The 21,276-nt window shown below is 51.7% G+C and carries 19 protein-coding genes, 1 tRNA gene and 2 pseudogenes; 7 read left to right on the forward strand and 15 right to left on the reverse strand.

The features are described from left to right. Window positions 1-254: 254 nt before the first annotated feature. From VB741_RS17015 to VB741_RS17045, 7 genes are read right to left on the reverse strand one after another with little or no spacing between them, the layout of a single operon-like run. Complete coding sequence (locus VB741_RS17015; RefSeq protein WP_323366384.1) at window positions 255-914, reverse strand: Na(+)/H(+) antiporter subunit B; 660 nt, start codon at window positions 912-914, stop codon at window positions 255-257. Further along, a complete protein-coding gene (locus VB741_RS17020) occupies window positions 911-1,531 on the reverse strand; it encodes a DUF4040 domain-containing protein (protein WP_323366385.1) in 621 nt (206 codons plus the stop codon). The genes VB741_RS17015 and VB741_RS17020 overlap by 4 nt, the downstream gene beginning before the upstream one ends. Beyond that, window positions 1,524-1,832, reverse strand: coding sequence for a monovalent cation/H(+) antiporter subunit G (locus VB741_RS17025; protein WP_323366386.1), 309 nt, complete (start codon window positions 1,830-1,832; stop codon window positions 1,524-1,526). Before VB741_RS17025 ends, VB741_RS17020 begins: the two co-directional genes overlap by 8 nt. Continuing rightward, window positions 1,829-2,089, reverse strand: a complete 261-nt coding sequence (locus tag VB741_RS17030; protein WP_323366387.1) for a hypothetical protein — start codon at window positions 2,087-2,089, stop codon at window positions 1,829-1,831. Before VB741_RS17030 ends, VB741_RS17025 begins: the two co-directional genes overlap by 4 nt. Continuing rightward, window positions 2,086-2,466 carry a Na+/H+ antiporter subunit E gene (locus VB741_RS17035; RefSeq protein ID WP_323366388.1) on the reverse strand — a complete coding sequence of 127 codons (381 nt, stop codon included), beginning with the start codon at window positions 2,464-2,466 and terminating at the stop codon, window positions 2,086-2,088. The genes VB741_RS17030 and VB741_RS17035 overlap by 4 nt, the downstream gene beginning before the upstream one ends. Further along, a complete protein-coding gene (locus VB741_RS17040; protein ID WP_442786382.1) occupies window positions 2,466-3,917 on the reverse strand; it encodes a cation:proton antiporter in 1,452 nt (483 codons plus the stop codon). Before VB741_RS17040 ends, VB741_RS17035 begins: the two co-directional genes overlap by 1 nt. Before the next feature lie 56 nt (window positions 3,918-3,973). Beyond that, entirely contained in the window at window positions 3,974-4,327 is a 354-nt protein-coding gene (locus VB741_RS17045; RefSeq protein ID WP_323366390.1) for an NADH-quinone oxidoreductase subunit K, read from the reverse strand. 463 nt (window positions 4,328-4,790) lie between these two features. On the opposite strand from VB741_RS17045, the pseudogene VB741_RS17050 reads away from it, so the two are divergent. Further along, window positions 4,791-5,336 (forward strand): annotated as a pseudogene (locus tag VB741_RS17050) (tyrosine-type recombinase/integrase); the annotation flags it as partial. Window positions 5,337-5,344: 8 nt separating this feature from the next. On the opposite strand, the gene VB741_RS17055 reads toward VB741_RS17050, so the two are convergent. Both VB741_RS17055 and grxC read right to left on the reverse strand, forming a co-directional pair. Beyond that, window positions 5,345-6,214, reverse strand: a complete 870-nt coding sequence (locus VB741_RS17055) for a DUF72 domain-containing protein (protein WP_323366391.1) — start codon at window positions 6,212-6,214, stop codon at window positions 5,345-5,347. Window positions 6,215-6,290: 76 nt separating this feature from the next. Beyond that, window positions 6,291-6,602, reverse strand: a complete 312-nt coding sequence (grxC, locus tag VB741_RS17060) for a glutaredoxin 3 (protein ID WP_323366392.1) — start codon at window positions 6,600-6,602, stop codon at window positions 6,291-6,293. Window positions 6,603-7,188: 586 nt separating this feature from the next. On the opposite strand from grxC, the gene VB741_RS17065 reads away from it, so the two are divergent. Beyond that, window positions 7,189-8,013, forward strand: coding sequence for a lysophospholipid acyltransferase family protein (locus VB741_RS17065; protein ID WP_323366393.1), 825 nt, complete (start codon window positions 7,189-7,191; stop codon window positions 8,011-8,013). A gap of 54 nt (window positions 8,014-8,067) precedes the next feature. Here VB741_RS17065 and VB741_RS17070 read toward each other — a convergent pair whose 3' ends face one another. Then, window positions 8,068-9,039, reverse strand: coding sequence for a hypothetical protein (locus VB741_RS17070; protein WP_323366394.1), 972 nt, complete (start codon window positions 9,037-9,039; stop codon window positions 8,068-8,070). Window positions 9,040-9,202: 163 nt separating this feature from the next. Here VB741_RS17070 and VB741_RS17075 point away from each other — a divergent pair, with 163 nt between their 5' ends. After that, complete coding sequence (locus VB741_RS17075; RefSeq protein ID WP_323366395.1) at window positions 9,203-10,663, forward strand: protein kinase domain-containing protein; 1,461 nt, start codon at window positions 9,203-9,205, stop codon at window positions 10,661-10,663. A 21-nt stretch (window positions 10,664-10,684) separates the two neighbouring features. Here the strand turns inward: VB741_RS17075 and VB741_RS17080 are convergent, their stop codons facing one another. Further along, complete coding sequence (locus tag VB741_RS17080; RefSeq protein ID WP_323366396.1) at window positions 10,685-11,620, reverse strand: alpha/beta fold hydrolase; 936 nt, start codon at window positions 11,618-11,620, stop codon at window positions 10,685-10,687. A 214-nt stretch (window positions 11,621-11,834) separates the two neighbouring features. Here VB741_RS17080 and VB741_RS17085 point away from each other — a divergent pair, with 214 nt between their 5' ends. The 3 genes and pseudogenes from VB741_RS17085 to VB741_RS17095 all read left to right on the forward strand — a co-directional run bounded on the left by VB741_RS17085 (window position 11,835) and on the right by VB741_RS17095 (window position 18,589). Further along, a complete protein-coding gene (locus VB741_RS17085) occupies window positions 11,835-13,280 on the forward strand; it encodes a hypothetical protein (protein ID WP_323366397.1) in 1,446 nt (481 codons plus the stop codon). A gap of 351 nt (window positions 13,281-13,631) precedes the next feature. Further along, a pseudogene (gene recJ / locus VB741_RS26460) lies at window positions 13,632-15,317 on the forward strand (single-stranded-DNA-specific exonuclease RecJ); the annotation flags it as partial. Window positions 15,318-17,434: 2,117 nt separating this feature from the next. Further along, window positions 17,435-18,589 carry a tetratricopeptide repeat protein gene (locus VB741_RS17095; protein ID WP_323366399.1) on the forward strand — a complete coding sequence of 385 codons (1,155 nt, stop codon included), beginning with the start codon at window positions 17,435-17,437 and terminating at the stop codon, window positions 18,587-18,589. Between the two features lie 67 nt (window positions 18,590-18,656). Here the strand turns inward: VB741_RS17095 and VB741_RS17100 are convergent. The 4 genes from VB741_RS17100 to psb34 all read right to left on the reverse strand — a co-directional run bounded on the left by VB741_RS17100 (window position 18,657) and on the right by psb34 (window position 19,960). Then, a tRNA-Ala gene (locus VB741_RS17100) sits at window positions 18,657-18,729 on the reverse strand. A gap of 194 nt (window positions 18,730-18,923) precedes the next feature. Then, on the reverse strand, window positions 18,924-19,214 hold the full coding sequence (locus VB741_RS17105; RefSeq protein WP_323366400.1) for an RNA recognition motif domain-containing protein: 291 nt from the start codon (window positions 19,212-19,214) through the stop codon (window positions 18,924-18,926). A gap of 298 nt (window positions 19,215-19,512) precedes the next feature. Continuing rightward, the gene (locus tag VB741_RS17110) at window positions 19,513-19,743 is read right to left on the reverse strand and encodes a photosystem II protein, Psb35-related (RefSeq protein ID WP_323366401.1); all 231 of its coding nucleotides are present in this window, start codon (window positions 19,741-19,743) and stop codon (window positions 19,513-19,515) included. A gap of 46 nt (window positions 19,744-19,789) precedes the next feature. Further along, window positions 19,790-19,960, reverse strand: a complete 171-nt coding sequence (gene psb34 / locus VB741_RS17115; RefSeq protein WP_323366402.1) for a photosystem II assembly protein Psb34 — start codon at window positions 19,958-19,960, stop codon at window positions 19,790-19,792. Window positions 19,961-20,194: 234 nt separating this feature from the next. On the opposite strand from psb34, the gene raf1 reads away from it, so the two are divergent. After that, a complete protein-coding gene (gene raf1, locus VB741_RS17120; protein ID WP_323366403.1) occupies window positions 20,195-21,271 on the forward strand; it encodes a RuBisCO accumulation factor 1 in 1,077 nt (358 codons plus the stop codon). The last annotated feature ends 5 nt before the right edge of the window (window positions 21,272-21,276 follow it).

Here is a 21,276-nt window from a genome sequence, read left to right on the forward strand (position 1 = left end):
CGGATGTTCTGCCGTATTCGCGGTTACCTATCCACTCTACGCAAACAGGGGCATAACGTTCTGGATGCCCTCATGGGATTGTTCTCTGGAAACCCTATAACTCTCCTACCCCAGCCTGAGTAGTTACCCGAACTCAGGTTAAATAATTAAATATTTTTGATTTCGAGGCTTCAGAGCAGCTAGTCCGTCCGGTGCACGCAGAGGTTAGCGGGCGTTCAGCTTTGCCGTCTCTCAGAGAACCGCCCCTCATCCCTTCATAACAATCCCCGATACCGAATGAAAATTAAAACCACAGCCCACGATCCCAAGGCGACTTTGATCGCCACTAAAATATTCAAAATGGGGACAATGCCACCGCTGATCAGTTCTCCCATTTCTCCGTGTGGCAGCTCCACCCCGGCTAGGGTGATCATCGACAGCAGTACGAATACTAACACCGAAATCTTCTCCCAAATGGCTGCGTGCCAGCGCTGATAGATCGACTGCATCCACTCTGGCGAAGACGTCATTGCAATCAGCCCGATCGCCGTTCCCCCCGCCACTCCAGCCGCAAAGCCACCGCCGGGACTAAGGTGCCCCCGAATGGCCAATTCAAGGCCCACCAAGGCTGAAATAGTTGCCCCTAACCGCGCCAACAGAATGGAGGATTGATCGGGGAATTGATAGACTTGGCCGAGGGGACGTTCATTTGCCAATAAAAAATTACATCCCATAATGGCGATTGTGAATACAATCACCTCAAAAATCGTATCGTATAGCCGATTGCGAAGAATAATCCCCGATACTACATTGGGCACACCGCTATCTTGCGCGACGGCATCCACAATCGAGAACGGTAGCGTGGGCGAAGGGTTCGATAAAAACAACATTTTGATATAAAACGCCATACCCGCGATCAAATAAATCCATTTCATGAATTCACCTCTCCAATCGCCGACGGATCGATGTAGTTTAACTGAGTGATGGGGGCTAGGAATTCGCTGTTCATAATGTCATAGAGGCGGCGTAGTCGGGTGGTGGTGCGATAGGGCGGGTCGTAAGAAACTGGAGAATTTGGGCGACTAATCGCCTCCCCTTCTTCAACAACAGATCCGCGATCGCAAGTGGCATGAACTTCTTTTTCCATCAATGCCCGATGCAGTTCTTCGCGATCGCAATAGGGCACGAGTTCAACCCGCAGGTGATATTCCCTAAACACTTCGGTTAAGGAATTGACCAATTGCTGGAGGGGCACGGCATCAGCGGCATTGGTTTCATCTTTAGCCTCATTCTCCTCCCCTTTTAGCACCCCCAACCGAAAAACCAATGACGAGCGCACCGCCACGGCATAGAGGGTAATCGCCAAGAGTGTTCCAACCAGCGCTTCGGTCAGCGCCACATCGGGCGCACCCAGAACGGTGTACACCAAAGCAGCGATCGCCCCCAACACCCCCCGAATCACCAACGCATGGTAAGGGTTAACCTGAAACACCAGCATGGCCGCCGCCAAAGGCAGTAATGCCGTAATCATGTAAATATAGCTATCATCCATTGGGCGGCCTCCGGGGGGGCAAATCGCGGTTAATCAAACCGCTGCTGGAACAATAGGCCAGGACATAGCCCAACATAGTGTTCCACAGTGTTAGCGAAAGAATAGCCAACAACAGCAACGGCCATTCTCTGGGGCGCTGCAAGAGCAAGCCAAAAATAATCGCAATCGAACCCAGCGTATCTGACACCGATAGGTTATGCAGCTTGAACAGCACCGATCGCCGACTCAGCAAAAACGAGGTGCCCCAAAACCAAAACACCAACCCCAGACCAATACAGCCATAGCTGAACCCCTCAATCATGCATCCCCCAATCGTTTTAGAATATGTGCCAGCAGCATAAACCCAGCATTGCCCACACTTAAAACAATCACGCCGACGACCCCGACCATCCAATCATCGCGAAGCACCGAAACCAGCAAAATCATCACCGCTGTCTTACAAGACACGCTAGAGAGCGACAGCATCGTCTGCCAAATATCTTCATCTCGCCACGCCTCATAGAGAGGAATCAGTAAGGCCACAATCATGGCCATCAATGCTAGGTTCAAAAAACTCATGACCGTTGCCTCCGCTTGACATGATGAACTTTGTACCAACCGTCTTCGTAGTATTTCAAAACGGTGGTTTTAGGGGTAAAGGTAATTAGAAAAATATCCAAAAAGATCAGCCCTGGAGAACGGCGACCTTGCACCCGCTCCATGACAATTTCTTCTTCGGTGTGGGGTTGCAGAATCAGTTGAATGGCTTCTTGATAGGCTTGGGGAATCGCCACAATAATTTTACCCAGCCCCCACAACAGATCCTTTAAGCGGGTATGGGAGGTGGAAGCGCGGGGCAATAGCAGGGCAATGGCAATGCCAATGAGAATATTGGCCAGACTAAAGTTGGCCGTGAGCAAGAACCAAATCACCAATCGCAAAATAATATCGCCCATTATGCCAATGCCATCCAAAACACTAGGATTAAACTTAAACCCATGAAGCCTATCAGATGGTCAAATTCCTCCAACATGCGGGGCAATTTGATCGCAAGGCGACGAAAAATCACCCAATAGGCCACCCAGCCCAGTCCAATGGTCGCCAGGGGTTTAGCGATATTGCCCCAGCTATAGGCATCGTAGTAGACCACATTGGCGGCAAATAGGCCCCCCACTAACAGCAGCATCGCTATCCAAAAACCGGGTTGAAGCGCTGGGCGAGACTCGGGCGATTGGGGTTGATGGGGCAGAAAGATAAACTTTGCAAAGGAAATCGCCGTCCCCAAAGCGGCAATGTTCATGCCAATCACCTGCCAGGGCAGGAGATTTTTCATGGTCAACACCTTTGCTCCAAAGCCCGACAGTAGGGGGAACCCCGAAATCGAAAAACTGGCGATCGCCAAGGCAATCCAAACCGGTGTGTGCAACGGTTGCTGTTGCAGTTCCTTAAGATTGCGGCTGGGCAAGGTGCCCACGATCAAAAACAGGGCCGCTTTCACGAGGCCATGGGTCAGCGCATAAAAGCCCCCCACCTCCGGCGCAGCCAAAATAAATCCCAGTTGCGAAACCGTGTGAAATGCCAGCATTCGCTTGGCATCTTTTTCAAACACGGCATAGCCCACCCCCAGCACCGCCGTCCCCACGCCAAAAATCCGCACCATGGGGTCGATCTCTTCCAGCAGAAGGGCGCAGCGCACCATCGGTAACACCCCAGCCTTCACCACAATCCCCGACATCAGGGCCGACACAGGAGAATCGGACTCCGAGTGGGTGAGGGGCAGCCATAGCCCTGAGACAAAAATGCCACCCTTGACGAGCAACCCCAAGAAGATCAGGGCGATCGCCTCCGTCGGTGCCCCCCGTAACCCCGCAAAATCAAAGGAGTGATGGGTTTGATATACCAACACCGCCCCCACGAGATAAAACAGCATCGCCACATTGCTGACAAATAAATAGCGCAACCCCACCCAAAGGGAGCGATCGCTCCGGGGATAGGCAATCAACAAAAATGTGGCAATGCTGATCACCTCTAATGCCACGTATAAACTGACAAAATCAGAGCAGGCAAAAGAGGCATTCACACTGCCATGCAAAATCAGGGTTTGGGCATAGAAAAACGGCGTTTTGGCGCTGCTCCAGCAATAAAAAATCACGGCGGCTGTGACCAGCCCATTGGTAAGAATAAAGAACCCCGCCAGTGGGTCAAGGATTAAACTCACGCCAAAGTGATCGAGCAGTCGCAACGTCAGGGGGGCCGGGGCGAGAAACAATTTCGCGGCATAGGCCACAGAGACTAAGGCACCCATCAGCGCCAACGGGCGAGCGAACCGAGGCAGTAAATAAATTAGGAACCCCACCAAAAACGGTAAGGCAATCCAGATCAGGGTTAGCACAGTCTGGTTGGTCATCGCCTGAGCGTTCGTTGTCTGGCCGAGGAGCGTCTGGGCGATTATCATCTGAGTGATCATGGTGTGTTGCCCTTTTCAATTTCGCTGGTTTCTAGGGTGGGATTATCCCGCGCTAGTTTCATCACCCCCACCAGCATCAATGCCTGAATTGAAAGGCCAATGACGATCGCCGTCAAAATAACGGCCTGGGGTACCGGGTCGGCATAGGCCACTGGGCGAACGACTTCGTCGCGCGAAGCGCTATCCACAATTGGCGAAAACAGCCCATTTCTCGCCGCAACAACAACGTAATAGCCAATCACCCCAGTGCTCATGACATCCATGGAGATGATTTTCATCACCAAATTTTTTTTCAGGATAACACCGAAAAATCCCAGCAATATCGTGGCAAAAACAAAGGCTTCTAACACAGGAGCGATCCCTCACGGTTGAATGCGGGTTTGGAACCGGGCACTGACACAGTGGGGGCACAGTACACCCTGCCATGACAATCATCACTGCAGCAAGCAGGAGTCCCGCATGCCTTAGAGCATTGAAACGATTAATTTATCGTTGTCTTTTTCACTTTACGCCAATCCGGATCGCTATGATTGCGGGGTCGCCACTAAGAACGACTTTTCTCCATAGAAATCTCTCTAGTTATCCCATCAATTTCGTCCATACAACTCGATCATTGCCCAGCTTCAGCGGTTGGGTGTTGCCCAAATGAGGCGGCTCAGTGGGTTGGATGGGGGCGATTCTCGGCGCGTCAACCAAGTAGAGGTCAAGGCTGTGATTCAGCATCTATCAGGAGTTTATCTGTTAGTCGTCACACTTCTCAATGGCAACGGACTACGGTTAAACGAGGTGTTACGGTTATGAGTTAAGGATCTAGATTTTGCCCGGCAGCAGATAGTGGTCCGAGATACCAAAGGTGGGGAAAGTCCAATTACCTTGCTCCCAGACAGCTTAGTCGAGGATTGGAATAGTCATTTACATGGTGTCAAGCGACAGCATCGGCAAGATTTAGAGCTCGGGTATGGCTCGGTTTATTTGCCTTTTGCCCTGGAACGTAAACATCCTAATGCTGATCGGCAGTGGATTTGGCAATTTGTGTTTCCAACCGAACGAGTTTCTAAAGATCTCCGCAGTGGGATCGTACGCCGCTATCATTTGCATGAGAGTGGTCTACAAAAAGCAATTAAGCAGGCCGTGCATAAAGCTGGAATTCATAAGCGGGTGAGTTGCCATACGTTTCATCACAGTTTTGTCACCCATTTGCTGGAAAATGGCTACGACATTCGGATCATCCAGGGGCTGCTCGGTCATAAGGATGTGAAAACCACGATGATCTCCCATGTCTTAACTCGGGGTGGCGTTGATGCATCACCCCTCGCCTCAACCCAAACAATACTTGTATATCTTCTGATCTCTTCGTAAAGGCACTCCTAGCCAAATAGGTCCAACTGCTGAGGTGGTACTTGAATTAACGACCAGGGCAAGGGGGGCACATCCACCCCTGCTTGTTCTAATTGGGTCTGAAAATAATGTGCGATCGCAGGTGATTTAGCCTCAATCGGACAGTGAACAAAAAAGTAAACCGATAATCCTTGGGTCAGCCACTCCCCAACCCGTTGCACCCAGCCTGCCAAAAAATCACGATTGCGATCCAGTTCGGGATGACTGATATAGCGCACCAAAACAAAATCTGCCGTTGCCCCTGCCAGTAAAGGGACCTGAGGCTTTTTGCGCTCTGATTTTAACTGCGGATCGTCCGCCGGATTACTCCAGGTAAAAATCGGTCGGCTATCCAACAACACTCGACCCACGCCAAACTGTGTCAATAAAGCATCTAGCCGGTTAGCTTGGGGAGAGCGAAACCAATCTAAATGGCGTACTTCCACCGCTAATGGATGGGATTTATGGGGCCAATTGGTAACAAACTGAGTCAGGTCAGTAAACGAGGCTGGACTATACCGGGGAGGTAACTGGGCAAAAATTGGCCCCAGACGGGGTCCTAATCCTTGCATCAGGGAGAGAAAATCCAATGCCTTAGGCAGCTGTGGCATCAAGGGGCCGTCGTGGGTGACCGGGCGCGGCAGTTTTGGACAAAAGCGAAATGTTTCTGGGGTCTGGTCGGCCCAGCGTTGCACGGTATCTGGGGTAGGAATCGAGTAGAAAGTGGCGTTGCCTTCCACACAGGTCATGCGTTCACCGTAGAGTTGCAGAAAATTGGTCGGGCGACTGCCTGCCGGGTAGAAGTCTCCGAGCCATTCTTTGTAGGCCCATACGGCACAGCCGATGCGGAAATTTGCCAATTTTTTCCTGCCTCAGGTGTTGCGATGATTTGCAGAATGGTGGGTTGTGCCCTTGGATTAGAGGGCTGTGCCCACCCTACGATGCGGTTTCGATTAAAAGGGGATCGAGCTGACCTTGGCCGTCGAGGGCATAGAGATCATCGCAGCCACCAATGTGGCGATCATTGATAAAAATCTGGGGCACACTGCGGCGCTGGTTGGATCGTTCTGTCATTTTGGCGCGAGCGGTCTCATCGCCATCGATTTTATATTCCTGAAATGGCACACCCTTCCACCACAGCAGTAGTTTGGCGCGAATGCAGTAGGGACAGGCCTGCCATGTGTAAATTTCCACATTAGCCTTGACTGCGTCGGGGTTACGACCGAGCAAACGGTTCAGCAATTGCATGGGCTTAGGGACCTAGAATACATATCTGCACTAACGGCGTCTTCACAGCGCTAGTGTCTATATGGTAGATCTTTTCTAGCGGATAAAGCCGCTCTACAAGCCCTTGGCAAGATTAGTACCGGATAGATTCGCCTAGGGATATGAACTTAAACACGGCTAGGGCATGATCATCGTCACAACCCAGACCAAGTTTCCCTGGCACAATCAAGTCATTAAGGAATAACGCTTACTGCGGCTCCCACTTCGGTGGGGGCCCTTTTTGTATCTAGGCTCTTTCAATCACCGATTGCAAGGGGGCCCTTTTTGCATTCAGGCTCATCCTCTGCACTGCTCGGCTGGGGGCCCTTTTTGTATTCAGGCTCTTTCAATCACCGATTGTACGGGGGCCCTTTTTGTATCTAGGCTCTTTCAATCACCGATTGCAAGGGGGCCCTTTTTGTCTCCATCAGCATTTTGGCTGGCAAATCATTTAACTATCCCAGCTTTGGTCGGCTGTTCAGGACTTTTTTTCCCATCGGCCAAATCTTGACGAGTAGATTTACCAATTTTCGATAGGCTAGGGGCTGCCCTGATTGAAATGAGTTTTATGCCCAGTAGCAGCCACACTGTTGAAGCAGCGCTGGCCCAACGTGACCCTAAAATCATCGAGTCCCTCATGCCCAAGTGGGAATGGGCTTACGATCACTATTTCCAGACCCGGACAGATGGGTGGCACCATGTGCCCAAACAGGCGCTTTTTGTGGGGTCCCATAATGGCGGCCTGGCTGCCCCCGATATGGTGATGTTGATGGTGGATTGGTTTCGTCGCTTTGGCTATGAACGACCGATGTATGGTTTGATGCATCCTAAGGTCTGGCAGGTAACGCCTTGGTTGGCCCGGTTAGGGGCCCAGTGTGGGGCAGTGCCAGCTCAGCCTAAGTTTGCGATCGCAGCCCTCCAACGCGGTGCCAGCGTCCTCGTCTTTCCCGGTGGTGCCCAAGACGTCTTCCGGCCCCACCACCAACGTCACCAGATCCAACTCATGGGTCGCACCGGCTTTATCAAACTGGCCCTCAGGGAGAATGTGCCCATTGTTCCCGTCATCTCCCGAGGAGCCCACGACACCTTTATCGTATTGAACGACTTTTACAAACAGGCCCAATGGTTAAACCAGAAAGGTCTATTACCTTGGTTTCAAGGCATTGATCCAGAAGTATTTCCCATCTTCCTGGGGCTACCCTGGGGGCTAGCCATCGGTCCCGTGCCCCACATTCCATGGCCCCATCCCATCCACACCCGCGTGTGCTCCCCCATTGTGTTTGAGCGCACGGGGCGCGCTGCCGCTAAGGATAGTGACTATGTGCAGCAATGCTATGGCCAGGTGGTCGAACAGATGCAGACCGCCCTCGATCAGCTCATTGCTTCTACATAACACCCAGGCCAGCTAACACCCATACAAGCCCACTACCCATACAAGCCAAACCTACTAGCAACTGCTAGGGGGCAGGGACGACCCTGCATTAATTCTCGAAAAATCATTTAGTTCCAGGATGGCGCTACTGTAATAGCGATCGCCCTCGTCACCAAGGGTCCGCCGCACCCGTAAAAATCTAGCAGGCCCCCAAGCCGTAAAGTTTTCCCCTAGATCACTGGCCACGCCATCATTGGGATAGGCTTGGCCGCTGATGGTGTTACCACTGACGCGACCGGTCACACAGATGGCTTCCCCATCGATATAGCCATAGGAGCCGATGATTTCATCCCCCGTTTTGCGAAAGATAAACAGCACTCCACCCCGATTGAGCAATTCTTGATTGGAATAAACCCGAGCCACCTCCGCTGGGCCGGATACATAGCGATAGTTCCCATCGGCCAGACCCGCAATCGTGTCGTAGAACGTGGGCGTTGTGTCCTCCTCCTCCCCACCACTCGCTGCTTCACCGGTGGTGCCATTGCCTAGGACAGGTAAGTCTGCCCTGGGATTCCCACCCAGGTCCGGCAGCTCTGCCGTTGCCGATGGGCCCTGGCGAGGCTGGGACGTGCTGGGACTTGGCGTAGTCGTAGGACGCGGAGTGAAAGGCTGATTGGTCACCGCCTCTGCCTGGCAAATCAATGTGGCATCGACCGCAGCGAACCCGTCAGGATCAGTAAACCCCACCAATGCTTGATAGTAATCGGGGCTATTGAGCAACAACTGACGGACAGCGTCAATGGACTGATTCGGAAAAGTCAGCGCTCGCTCTGTCGTCAGCACCGCTTCTGCCGGACCAGGTACCACCGAGCCAAACTGCTCATAGAGCACCTCGGTCGTACCCTCGGTTTCCGTCAGGGTAATAAATGCTCGCATCCCTAAGGGATTCGGCGTCCCCGTGTTGGGGTCATAATTGCACACAATCGGCGGGCTAGACTGTGCTTGTACGGGCCGATTGACAGCATCCTGACCAGTAATAGTGGCCACAACTGCAACCAATGCAAACGGGAATACATGCCTATTGCTGCCAATCATGGACAATTGCTCTCTGTATAAACGACTAAAAGGGACTAAAAGGAATTCTATGGGTTAAACGACCCTTGCCAACGTTCAGCAGACAATATTAACCAGACCCAGCTACCCAGCCACTATGAAGCTTGTCAATCGTTTTGAAATATTGCAAATTTTAGATCAGGGTGGCTACGGCATTACCTACCGGGCAATCGATCATCACCAGCCCAGTCAGCCAGAATGTGTGATCAAAGAACTGATCCATACGAATCCAAAAATCCTGGAGATGTTTCAACAGGAGGCCCGCACCCTGGAAAAAATTGGCAGGCATTCCCATATTCCTCAGCTCTTGGCTTATTTTGATGAAGGCAACCGGTTTTACATTGCCCAAGAACTGATCCAGGGGCATAACCTGAGCCAAGAAATCAGGGAAGGTAAACCCCTGGACGAAGGTTATGTGACTAAACTCCTCAAAGATATTCTCAGGGTGCTCGCCTTTGTCCATCAGCATCGGATGATTCACCGCGATATCAAGCCCGCTAACCTGATTCGGCAGACGAGCAATGGTGACATCTTTTTGATCGACTTTGGCGTGGTCAAGGAGCTGAGCCATAGCCAAATTGATGGCAACGGTCAGATGACCGCCACCGTTAATGTCGGCACAGCTGGCTACATTGCCCCGGAACAAGCACGGGGAAAACTCTGTTATGCCAGTGACCTGTACTCCGTTGGCATGGTGGCGATTGCCGTCCTGATGGATGTCCCACCCCAGCGCTTACCGGTGCATCCCCTCACCCAACAGGTGCAATGGTCCAATGGGAATATTAGTCCATCCCTGGAAACATTTATCAAACGCCTGATTGAGCCCAATCCCAACAACCGTTATCCCAATGCCAGAGAAGCGCTTAAAGGTTTGGAACAAATCCTCACAGGGATCCAGTTGAGACAGGACAGCGATCTACCCACCCATGTTGCTGCCAAAGCTCCACGGTATACCGATACCACACCCACAAAACCCGTTACCCTAATTCCCTCCAGTTTGATTTTGAAGGTGATGGGTTTTATCACCGTTGCTTTGGTCATGGTGGGATTTGGGGTCAAGGGCTATCAATGGACTGCCCGTGCCCTGAATGATCGCTGGGATGCTGTCAAAGCTGCTACTACACCCCAAGGCGGGGCTGCTAAATCGAGGGAATTGGTCGATCTGCTAGAGGATGGCAGTATCCAAACCAGACCTGAGGTGGTAGAAGCCTTTTGGGAAATGGTTGCCGCCGCTGAAGCGGAAGGGGTGGAGCTAATACCCTTGGCAGGGTATATGTCCTTGGCCGATCAGCGCAAAGCTCTGCCCAAGGATACGGGCATCAATCTCCAACAGTGGCTCAAGCAAAGCGACTACCACACGGGGTATGCCATCGCCATGGGCGACAAAAATGCCGAGGAGAGTACCGATTGGGATCCCAGCTTTGCTCAAACCGATGGGTATCGGTGGCTCAAGCGATATGCCAAGAATTATGGTTTTGAGCTGTCTTACCCCCAGGGTAACCCGGCCGGAGAGCAAGAGCCCTGGCATTGGCGCTATACCCGTGGGACACAGTTTTGACGCCAGTAAGGTCGCCAACAGTTAATCACCCGCCATGACCGTTTCGAGCACCCAATTCCTCACCAATGGATTCACTAATTCAGGCCGATCATCGTGGGGACAATGGCCCGCCTCTAGAAAATGCTCCTCAATATTGTCGTAATACTTTTGAAATAACCCACTGCGTTCCTCGCAGTTCATCCAAGGGTCCTGGGTACCCCATAACAACAATAAAGGCCGCTCCAACTGCGACAACAATACGTCTACCCGCTCCCCCCTCGGAGCCTTAAATAACGCCGCAAAGGCCGCTGGTGCTTCTGGCTCAGTCGCGGGACGAAAAATGTTTTCCACCAGTTCCTCCGTCACCGCTGCCTTGTTCACATACACCTGCTGCAGCGTCTTGCGAATGTAAGACTTCTTTTTTACAAACTGGAAAATACACCAGCTGGGCACCGGACTCAAAATGACGGTCTTAATTAGTTCACCCAGTGCCTGCTTAAACGGACTGGGCTCTTCCACAGGCATCTGATCCTTAAAGGAACCGACTCCATTCAGCAGCACCGCCCCCTTTACCCACTGGGGCCGAGTCGCCGCCGTAAATAAGCAGCTGTAACCACCAATGGAGTTCCCCGCCAATACCGCCGGACGACCGATCACTTGCTCAGTAAAGTCGCTCAGCTGATCGCGCCAGAGGTCGGAGCTATAGCCCTTGGACGGCTTTGACGAACGACCAAAGCCAATCAGGTCGATGGCCCAAACTTCAAAGTCCGACTGGAGCTCGGCGATATTTTTAGTCCAGTGGTCAGTGGAAGCCCCAAACCCATGGACTAGCAGCAGCGGTGGCCGATCCAAACGGGGTTCCCCCGCCTGCACGTAGTAGATGGTGTAGTTGCGCCAGGTCCAAGTATTACCAATGGCGGGGGCAGCGGCGATGGTCATGGGTAGATTCGGGTTGAAAAATGTATACAAGTCCAGCATTGGTACTGTAGGGGTGCTGCATGGAGCGCCCCTACACATTTGTTACGTAATATTTCGTGACTTGCTTAAGTCTATCGTGGGTTCTGTCCCCTGGCTGCAATGGACCGCTAGGCTAAAGGCACCCCCATGTACATCCAGAACGGTCGTTTGGCCTAGAACCATTGACCAGTTTCATCTTGGACGTGGTTTATGTGTGCTCTGTTGCCCCCCTGCTATGGCTTTTTCCAGATCTACCCGCCGTCGTACGTTTCAGCTGTGGTTTGAACGATTGATGGTTGCGATCGCAACCGCAAACCTCCTCCTAGTCGCCTTCGACCTCAGCTACATCCGCTTTCGCGACCTCTACTACAAAACCCTGCCAGGGCCCACCACCTGGTACGGCAAAACCTTCAAAGGTATTGAAGAACACCGCGTCACCACCGACTACCTGGCCGAGGTGGATGCCCTCAAAGCTACCCTAGAAGCCGAGGGACTGGACTCACGGACGGCCAAACAGCAGCTAGCGAACCTGCGCTCCAGCAGCAGTAACCTAATTGACGAAAACCCGTTTGCCGTAGCCAATAAGTCTGGCACCCTGGAACGGATTAAAAAGGAAATGCGCGATCGCACCGCCCAGGACAGCTCTTCCAAAGAAGCCTTTCGCACCTTTTGGAGCCCAGACTATCTACAACAGGGCTGGGCTCAGGAACTAGACTTTTTCGACACCCAAATCCGCCCCCGCATCGAAACCAACTACTGGCGAGGCATTGGCTTTAACGGTTTACCCACCGATCGATTTTGGATCATTGATCTGCCCTTTATCCTCCTCTTTGCCACCGAGTTTCTCGCCCGCACCTATTTTCTCAGCCGTCGCCATCCCAACACCACCTGGTTTGATGCCATGCTGTGGCGCATTTATGACCTGCCGTTGTTTTTACCCTTTTGGCGCTGGCTGCGGGTAGTGCCCGTCGTAATCCGCTCCAACCAGGCCCAACTCTCCCACTTAGACCCCATCCAGGGACGGATCAACCGCATCCTGATCAGCCAATTTGCCGTAGAACTCACCGAAGTCGTCTTTCTCCGCATGATTGATCAGGCCCAAAACCTGATCAAAGCTGGACAACTTAGCCGCTGGGTCTTTGAACTCACCTCCGGCCCAGAAAACTACATCGATCTCAATAATGTCGATGAAGTACAAACCATTACCAAACGGCTTACCGATATTGTGGTGAACAAAATCCTCCCCGAAATCAAACCGGAGATCGATGCCGTGCTCAGCCACAGTGTCACCGGGGCTGTCTCCCAAGCACCTGCCTATAAGGGGCTCAGCCTGTTACCAGGGTTTACCAATATCTCCGAGCAATTAACCCAGCAAATCTCAGCGGAGGTATCCAAAAATCTCTACAGCACTCTCAAACAGGCCCTAGCCGACGATAAGGGTTCTGAGCTAATGGGCAAATTGCTCGGCAGCTTTGGCCAACATTTTCGTGATGAATTGCAGCAGGGTAATACCCTCCAGGAATTGCAGGTGTTGGTGAATGATTTCCTCGAAGAGGTCAAAGTCAACTATGTAGAGCGTCTGGCGGAAGATGACCTAGACACCCGTCGGGCCAATACCTACCGTTTGTACAGCACCACCCAAAAAGCCCGACCTACCCCAGCCAAATTAGTCGGTCGATAATCAGGATCGTGATTAGTTCATATGAACTATATTAAGGAAAAGGTTTGGCGCTGTGCATGATCCATTTTGGGTGATCAGTTTTGCCGCCTAGGGATGACTTGATTTAAAGGGAATAATGCAGCAGAAAATGCTTGTATTAATTCCCCATGCTCGATACTCTTGAGCAGCTAAGCCAGCACCCATACCCGTAAAATCCCCAAACTTCCAACCCTTCCACGTTCCACCACTGCTGTAAACCGGGCTTTGACCAAGACCAACGCTACTTCCCTCGTCACCCCAGAATCCGTCCAGCCACGGATTCCTCAACAGCGCTGGCAAATTTTTCCGCCCCAAGCACCGCAGGCGCAGCGGATGGCCACCGTCACTCAGCTGTCACCCCTGATCGCCCAGGTATTGATCAACCGAGGCATTCACACGCCAGAACAGGCATGGCTGTACCTCGACCCAGAAACCCAGCAGCTGCCGTCACCGCTGGATGAGTTTCCCGATCTGGCCCAAAGTGTTGAGTTCTTGACCATTGCCATTGCCCAGGGCCAAAAAATTGCCATTTGTGGTGACTATGATGCCGATGGCATGACCAGTACGGCCCTGCTGCTGCGGGCACTGTGGCACCTAGGGGCCGATGCCCACTATGCCATTCCTAGCCGCATGGCAGAGGGCTATGGCATCAACACCCGCATTGTGGAAGACTTCCATGCCGATGGCATCGGACTGATTCTCACGGTGGATAACGGCATTGCGGCCTATGAACCCATTGCCAGGGCGGTGGAATTGGGTCTCACGGTGATTATTACCGATCACCATGATCTGCCCGAACAGCTGCCCCCGGCCCAAGCGATTCTCAACCCCAAGCTGTTGCCATCCAGTTCTCCCTACTATGGTGTGGCTGGCGTGGGGGTGGCCTACATTCTGGCGGTGTGCCTGGCCCAGGCCCTACAACGCACCCAGGATCTCACCGCATCTTCCTTGGAGTTGTTCACCCTGGGCACCATTGCAGATCTGGCCCCCCTGGTCGGGGTGAATCGCCGCTGGGTGAGGCGAGGACTACAGCTGTTGCCCAAGTCTCGCATCCCTGGTATTCAGGCCCTGATTGAAGTGGCGGGATTGGCCCAGGAGAACAAAGCGTTGAAGCCCGAGGCCATTGGCTTTCGCCTGGGGCCACGGATCAATGCAGTAGGGCGCATTGCCGATCCTCAAATTGTGATCGACATGCTCACCACCGAGGATGTGGGGACAGCGCTGCAGCGGGCCATGCAGTGCGAAGAGACTAACACTCTTCGACAGCGCATGTGTGAGCTGATTGAAACCCAGGCGGTGGCCTGGTGTGAGGAACAACAGGCCCAGGGGAAACTCAATCTACAAAAAGAGCGAGTGTTGGTGGTGGTCCAACCCGAGTGGCACCATGGCGTGATTGGCATTGTGGCCTCCCGTTTAGTGGAGCGCTATGGCGTGCCCGTGTTCATTGGCACCTATGAGGATAAGGACAAAAAAGAGATTCGTGGCTCCGCCCGCAGCATTCCTGAATTTGATGTTTTTGAAGCGTTACAGGCCTGTGATGATCTGTTGGGTAAGTATGGTGGCCACCGAGCTGCTGGGGGCTTTACCTTTGCAGCAAAAAATCTCCGCCAGGTCAAGGCTCGCCTTAGCCATGTGGCCTGTCAGCAGCTACAGCCAGAATTTCTCAAACCGTTGATCACCGTTGATGCCCAGGCCAATCTAGCGGATATTACGCTCTCTCTCTACGAACAAATTGATTGTCTCCATCCCTGTGGAATTCAAAACAATGAGCCGGTCTTTTGGACCCCTATGGTGAATGTGGTGGAGCAGCAGATTATTGGCAAAGACCGGAAGCATCTAAAACTCACCCTGGCCCACACCCATCCCGAGACCCGTCAGGTAACGTCTATTAAGGCCTTGGCTTGGCGCTGGGCAGAGTATCATCCCCTGCCGCGTCAGGTGGATATCGCCTATAAAATTCGGTTGAATGAATGGCAAGGGCGACGGTCCATCGAGCTCGAGCTGGTGGGCATAAAGTTGGCACAGCCTACCTTAGCCGCGGATTCCATCCCACCTTGGTCAGAGACTAATGGCTTAATAGATAATCCAACAAATGGCCCAACAGATAGCCCAGTCATATCCCCAACGGGATCTCCGCCAATATCTCCAACTCTATCTCTACCAGTATCTCCAGCTCCAGAGCTACCGCCGATTCTGGGTAATCCTAAGGTTGCTGAGGTTGCTCTCCCCGTAGCACCCACCGCCATTTCATCCCAGTCCGGTCAGGTGCATCCGTCGGCCGCTCCTGACCCATCTGCGCTCCATGCGGAGTTCTTTTATTGCAAACGGCGGTATATCAGCACCATTGAACAGGATAACAATTCCCCAGAACTGAAGATTCGCAATGGGGAAGGCCAGGTACTCGTTGTCCAACTGACCCAGCGGCGGGGAGTGCTTTATGCTCCGGGGGAGAATCCTGAGGTTGTTGATCTATCGGATACCTATTACTTTAACCTGTTGCGGGCGGGGCTAAATGCCCTGGAAATCAAGCAGAAAACCAGCTTACTGATCCATAAGGATGATCTGTTGGCGGAAAAGGATCAGCTGCTGACGGAAAAGGATGGGCAAATTGCTAACCTACATCAGCAAATTCAAATTTTAGAAGACAAAATTACCCAGCTATCTGCTGAAAAACAGACGGCATTTCAAACGCTGCAAGCGGAGCTGCAGCAAAAGCAGGTGGCGATTGCCGACCAAGAAGCCCACATTGTGCAGCTGCAAACGGAGAGACCGCAGCGGACTGTGCCGCCACCGGCCCCGAATGAGATTAAGCAAGAGGTGCGCCATGCCCTGGGGGACGGTGTGTGGTTTTGTATTCAGCCAGACTCACAAAAGGATATCTGTGCGGCCTACCGCAACCATCACATGCTGCAGTCCGATGGCGCCGATCCAGATATTGCAGACTACTCTGAGGCTGGCATTCGCCTAAGTTTTGCGGTGGAGCGGGAAGTGATGCAGCCGTTTTTCTTAGATCTGTATGATTTTGTGCGGTTGGAGGGGATGTCAGCGATTGGTGGCATTGAGCTGGGTCCACAGCGCAAATATACCCTGGGGATGCTGCCTCCCTTACTAGCGGAGCAGTGGAGCACCCTGGACCGAGAGGCGTTGACCCAACCGCAAGCGGTACCTGACAAACAGCTTTATCGGTCGATTAAGACTAAAAATAGTTTGAGTGGTCGAGATCGCGAAGTACTGATGGAATTTTTTGACCAGTGGGAGCATCCGATGGCCGTTTGCTTTGGCCAAAAAGGAAAGCAATCGGCGGCGAGTTTGGACCAAATTAGTCGTTTACGCAATATTGCGGCCCACGGGGAAAGTTTTTTGTATGAGTGGCACTATGGGCTACTCCGTCAGTTAGTGGTGGGAAGTGCAAAGCAGCGAGGATTGTTTCGGCAGATCTACGGAGGTTAAACCACAAATTCAGGAACCTATCTGTCAAGACCTGTGGATAACTTATTTGCCGTTTTAGGCGATGAATAGCCTAGGGATGGCAAAAATATAAAGATGACTAAAAATTTTGAATTTCAATGCTTTGAGTGCTTTCAGCTCCGTACATTGATTTAATCACGTATCATAATCCATTACTGATAGTGAATCTCTTGTAACCGTTTAAAAAACTTTCCACAAGTTTTCCACAGAGTTTTCCACAGCCCCTGGTGGTTTTCCCCGAGTTGCATAAGTGGGGGTGATTATCCGTAATTTATTAGGCAAAGGATATCTCCCCATGGGCCAAGTGGGATGGATGCATGGGAATCCAAACATGTCATTTGTACGAATATCGTTGGATGGTTTAGAAAAACCGGGGTCTTCCTGACCCGTACTTCTTTAATCAACCTTATTTAACGAATTATACGACCCTGAGAGTAGGGGGGCTGAAAATGGGGACCCTGATCCTATAGGTCGATGTGCCCATAGATATAGGGGATATATCCATGGATTTTAAGCGTAGTATTTGTTTAGAAGTCAATACCCATAATGGCTGCGACAGGGTGTGATTAGTATCAACCCCTATTTCGCGTCCGGCCTTTATCCTTAACATTTGTATAACTGAGTAAGACGATCCCTAGTGCTACTGCCGTATAAATACATAGATACCCATGATGAGTGGCCAAGTTATTGATATTGCCAGTGTGAGTCACCTATCCCACGAGCAGGACGATCGCTACCGTCTGGAAATCAACATTTGCGATCGCATCATCAAGCGCTACCCCTATCACTATCAAGCCTGGAACTATCGCAGTTATTTATTAGCCAGCATCGGCCAATATGAAGCAGCCGCTGAAAGTTATCGTCACACCCTGTCCTTAAAAGCGACAGAACATCGAGTATGGTGTAACTACGGTGCGGTACTGGAAAAGCTAGAAGCATTAGACGAAGCTTCCAAGTGTTTTAGCAAGGCTTTAAAACAGGCCCCAGGTTATTTCAAAGCCCAGTATCGCCAAAGCAAGAATCTGCATCGAAGGGCGCTCTATGGTGAAGCCGTGGTGAGTTACGAGCAAGCAATTCAGTTGCGGCCTGACTTTTATAAGGTTTGGTACTATCGCGGCAAAGCGCTGCTACAGCTCAACCGTAACGAGCAGGCCATTGCCAGTCTCACCAAAGCTACAGAACTCTACGATGGCGATAGTAAAGTCTGGATGATTTTGGGTCGCACGCTGCTGCAGGAGCAGCAGCCCCAAGAGGCCTTAAACGCCTTAAATCATGCCCTGCGCATCGATCCCAACGATGCTACTGTCTGGAGCTATCATGCAGCGGCACTGAAGAACCTGGGCCATGGGGAAGACGCCTTTGCCAGCCTAGAGAAAGCCGTTACCTTAGACCCCGGCGATTCGCGCTTGTGGCATCTCCGAGGCTTGGCCCTGTTAGAGGTGGATCAGCTAGCAACCGCCAGGGAAAGTTTCATAACATCCCTCAAGATCCAGGCCTACAACTACCAAGGATGGTTAGCCATGGGCTGGACGCTGCAAAAGATGGAGAACTATAGCCTCGCCATTGAAGCCTATGATAAATCCCTCGCCATTGAGCCCGATCAGCCCTTTGCTTTTTACAACCAAGCCCGGTGTCATGCTCGCCTAGGTCATGACCTATGGGCATTAGAGCATTTGCGTCGGGCCATGTCCCTGGACCCCAATATTTACACTGAGCGAGCCTACGCGGATCCCCTGTTACAGTCCATTTTGAAAGATATGGAAGATGACGACAGTGGCGAAGATTTGGAAGAGGTAGAACGAATTGCCTTAGACTCTGCCTAAACTCCATACAAAAAATGTCTCCATAAAAAATGTCGAGGTGTTCCATGGAACGCCTCGACATTTTTTATGGAGCTAAGCGGACTCGAACCGCTGACCCCCTGCATGCCATGCAGGTGCTCTACCAGCTGAGCTATAGCCCCTTGGGTCTAACTAATAATCACTTGCCAAGTAGCCTGCCGTCAAGGAATTTCCTAATGCATTGATAATAAAAGAGTTCAGGTAAAGTTACCTGAACTCTTTTAAATCGATCTAGCCACTAACCAGGGTCTATGAGTAGTGGTTTCAAATCACGATTCCATCATCATTAAATGACGAGGGAATCGCCGATACTGTTTTAGCGTCTGCCGCCGCCGCCGCCACCAAAGGAACCACCACCCCGAGGCTCACGGGGCTTGGCTTTATTGACTTTTAGATCGCGACCCATCCACTCTGCACCATCTAGTGCTTCAATGGCAGCTGCTTCTTCGTCGTCAGTACCCATTTCTACGAAGCCAAAACCGCGCATGCGGCCTGTTTCACGATCAGTGGGTAGCTGTACGCGCTTGACGGTTCCATACTCAGCAAAGACACCAGTTAGATCGGTATCTGTAACGTCATAGGATAAATTACCTACATAAATTGACATGGATTTTCTCCAAAACTTAAAGGATATGTAGAGGGAAGGTTCGGAGAGGAGGCTGTCAATGGAAAAACGTGAAAACTCGTTAATACTAAAAACAAAAGTTACCAACCGATCTTTATTCTCTGAAACTCATCATATCTGAGAAACCACCAATTGGACGAAATTCGTAATTTTAGTGGCATCAGGATCACAATTCCCTCTAAACGCCTGTACACCGCTACCTGGAGTGGTAGCGGTGTACAGCTTCGGAAACTTGACGTTTCAAAGAACGGGTTTTCGTAGAAAAATCACATTAAGGGACTTAACTATTGGCCATTTTGCTGGTGTAAGCATCCCCACCAACGGGGTAAACCCGCTCGTTGAAGTCGGTTTCACGTCCTGTGACTAATTTGGCCAGGTTCTCAAAGCCATCAGAGTTCCAATTGCGCTCATGGATCGGCTTGGACTGCTCGCCGAAGAAGTAGGCCTGGGTGCCAATGATGGATGCAGCGACCCAACCGACAAGAATTACAGCAAATAAAACACCAAACATGATTTGTCTCCTAATTTTTAAGGGATGTCGATGGATTCTGGCTGGCCTAGCTAACGATTAGAGCGGTTATGGTCACTACGCTCAAGAGCAATATGGCCATGCCACCTTGCAACATGTATTGACGTTGCTGCTCCGGTGCGGGGTAGGTAGCCAGGTACATTGCAGGCTCAGTAGCGTAGTTATTGAGCCGTCCTGTTTCATCTGTGGTGGTGTACATAATCTGAAGGCCTTTTTCTTAAAGAGGTGTGCGTCTATGTAAATCAATGTAACGCAAAATATTACAAATTGCAAATTTACTTGACAAAAATAGATTTAACTTGGATTAATTTCTTGCTGTGTGTGGCTATGGGCATGGTCCTAGCTTCTAGGCCGTAAAAAAAATCAGTGACTCCCGCTTAGTCATCAGCTATCCGCGATAAAGTCGGAGGACACTTTCCAATCGACCCTCACAATGACCACCCCGGCTCACAATTCACCCCCAGCCGATACAGAGGCACTGCTTCTCCAATTACGCCGTAAACAAGGCACCTGGGTTGATTGGGCAGCGGCTTGCCAATCCCTACAAAAAATGGGCCTGTCGCCCCAAGCAATTTTTGAAGGAACTGGGTTTGAGCCCATTCAGCAAAACCAAATTGTGGTGGCTGGTCAGGTGTATCAATCCATTACGGGGGGTGCGGTGTCCGATGCTGTGCTGGAACACTTCACCGCTCGTGGCAGTGATGCCCTTTACGAACTACGCATCCTGGCCAAGGAAGATCGGGCAAGGGCAGTGCAATTTATCCATGATCAGGGTCTGGATTCTGAAGAGGTGCGGGATATTGCCAAAGCCCTGAAAGAATATGCCTATCGCAGTGAACCCCCCAAGGGCTTTACCGATCACCCAGGGGATGCGGTGGCGTTTTCCTATTGGGGGCTAGCCCGCCAAAAATCTGACCTGCAGGCCCGCTCTCGTCTGATTGCCCAAGGATTGCGCTTTGCCCACAGTGGGGGGGCTCGTTCAGCCATTGAGAAATTACTGACGGACTTTGAGGTGGTGAAGGAGAAGCCCGCCCCACGGCTGCCCCTATTTCGCCTGGAGACTGACAGTGATATTCCCTGCGTTGTCCAGTTATTGGGGGAGTGGCCCCTCTCCGTAGATGTATTTCAGGCAGCCTTGCCCGCAGACCCTGACCCCCTGTTTGGGATTGTGCGCTCGTCCTTGGCTCAGCAGGCTTGGGTGCCGGTGCCCGGTTGGCAGGTGGTGATCACGGCGCAGGATCCGGTGGCCCTGCTGCTGCCATTTAATGCCCTGCCCGGTCAGCAGGATAGTTCCTCGGCTGAAATGGTGTTGGTGCTGGTGGATCGGCAGCAGCAAGCGTGGGATGATAACAGCTACTTTGTGGTGGCGGGCGACGATGGTCTGTTGACCATGGGTTGGTTTGATGTCGAGCCCAGTAAGGGATTACTGGGGCGGGTGATTGTCATTGTGCGACCGAAGAAGGTACTGGATGAAGACTACACCCAAGAGCTTTGGCAGATTGACGAATAATGAGG

Source organism: Leptothoe sp. PORK10 BA2 (genome assembly GCF_034932105.1).
Classification (GTDB): Bacteria; Cyanobacteriota; Cyanobacteriia; order Phormidesmidales; family Phormidesmidaceae; genus Leptothoe.

Bases quoted from the DNA above. Each gene is read 5' to 3' on its own strand.
- VB741_RS17015 (WP_323366384.1), bottom strand. From the start codon at position 914: ATGAAATGGATTTATTTGATCGCGGGTATGGCGTTTTATATCAAAATG.
- VB741_RS17080 (WP_323366396.1), bottom strand. From the start codon at position 11,620: ATGCTGGACTTGTATACATTTTTCAACCCGAATCTACCCATGACCATC.
- grxC (WP_323366392.1), bottom strand. From the start codon at position 6,602: ATGCAATTGCTGAACCGTTTGCTCGGTCGTAACCCCGACGCAGTCAAG.
- VB741_RS17040 (WP_442786382.1), bottom strand. From the start codon at position 3,917: ATGACCAACCAGACTGTGCTAACCCTGATCTGGATTGCCTTACCGTTT.
- raf1 (WP_323366403.1), top strand. From the start codon at position 20,195: ATGACCACCCCGGCTCACAATTCACCCCCAGCCGATACAGAGGCACTG.
- VB741_RS17035 (WP_323366388.1), bottom strand. From the start codon at position 2,466: ATGGGCGATATTATTTTGCGATTGGTGATTTGGTTCTTGCTCACGGCC.
- VB741_RS17105 (WP_323366400.1), bottom strand. From the start codon at position 19,214: ATGTCAATTTATGTAGGTAATTTATCCTATGACGTTACAGATACCGAT.
- VB741_RS17095 (WP_323366399.1), top strand. From the start codon at position 17,435: ATGATGAGTGGCCAAGTTATTGATATTGCCAGTGTGAGTCACCTATCC.
- VB741_RS17110 (WP_323366401.1), bottom strand. From the start codon at position 19,743: ATGTTTGGTGTTTTATTTGCTGTAATTCTTGTCGGTTGGGTCGCTGCA.
- VB741_RS17020 (WP_323366385.1), bottom strand. From the start codon at position 1,531: ATGGATGATAGCTATATTTACATGATTACGGCATTACTGCCTTTGGCG.
- VB741_RS17030 (WP_323366387.1), bottom strand. From the start codon at position 2,089: ATGAGTTTTTTGAACCTAGCATTGATGGCCATGATTGTGGCCTTACTG.
- psb34 (WP_323366402.1), bottom strand. From the start codon at position 19,960: ATGTACACCACCACAGATGAAACAGGACGGCTCAATAACTACGCTACT.
- VB741_RS17025 (WP_323366386.1), bottom strand. From the start codon at position 1,832: ATGATTGAGGGGTTCAGCTATGGCTGTATTGGTCTGGGGTTGGTGTTT.
- VB741_RS17085 (WP_323366397.1), top strand. From the start codon at position 11,835: ATGGCTTTTTCCAGATCTACCCGCCGTCGTACGTTTCAGCTGTGGTTT.
- VB741_RS17065 (WP_323366393.1), top strand. From the start codon at position 7,189: ATGCCCAGTAGCAGCCACACTGTTGAAGCAGCGCTGGCCCAACGTGAC.
- VB741_RS17075 (WP_323366395.1), top strand. From the start codon at position 9,203: ATGAAGCTTGTCAATCGTTTTGAAATATTGCAAATTTTAGATCAGGGT.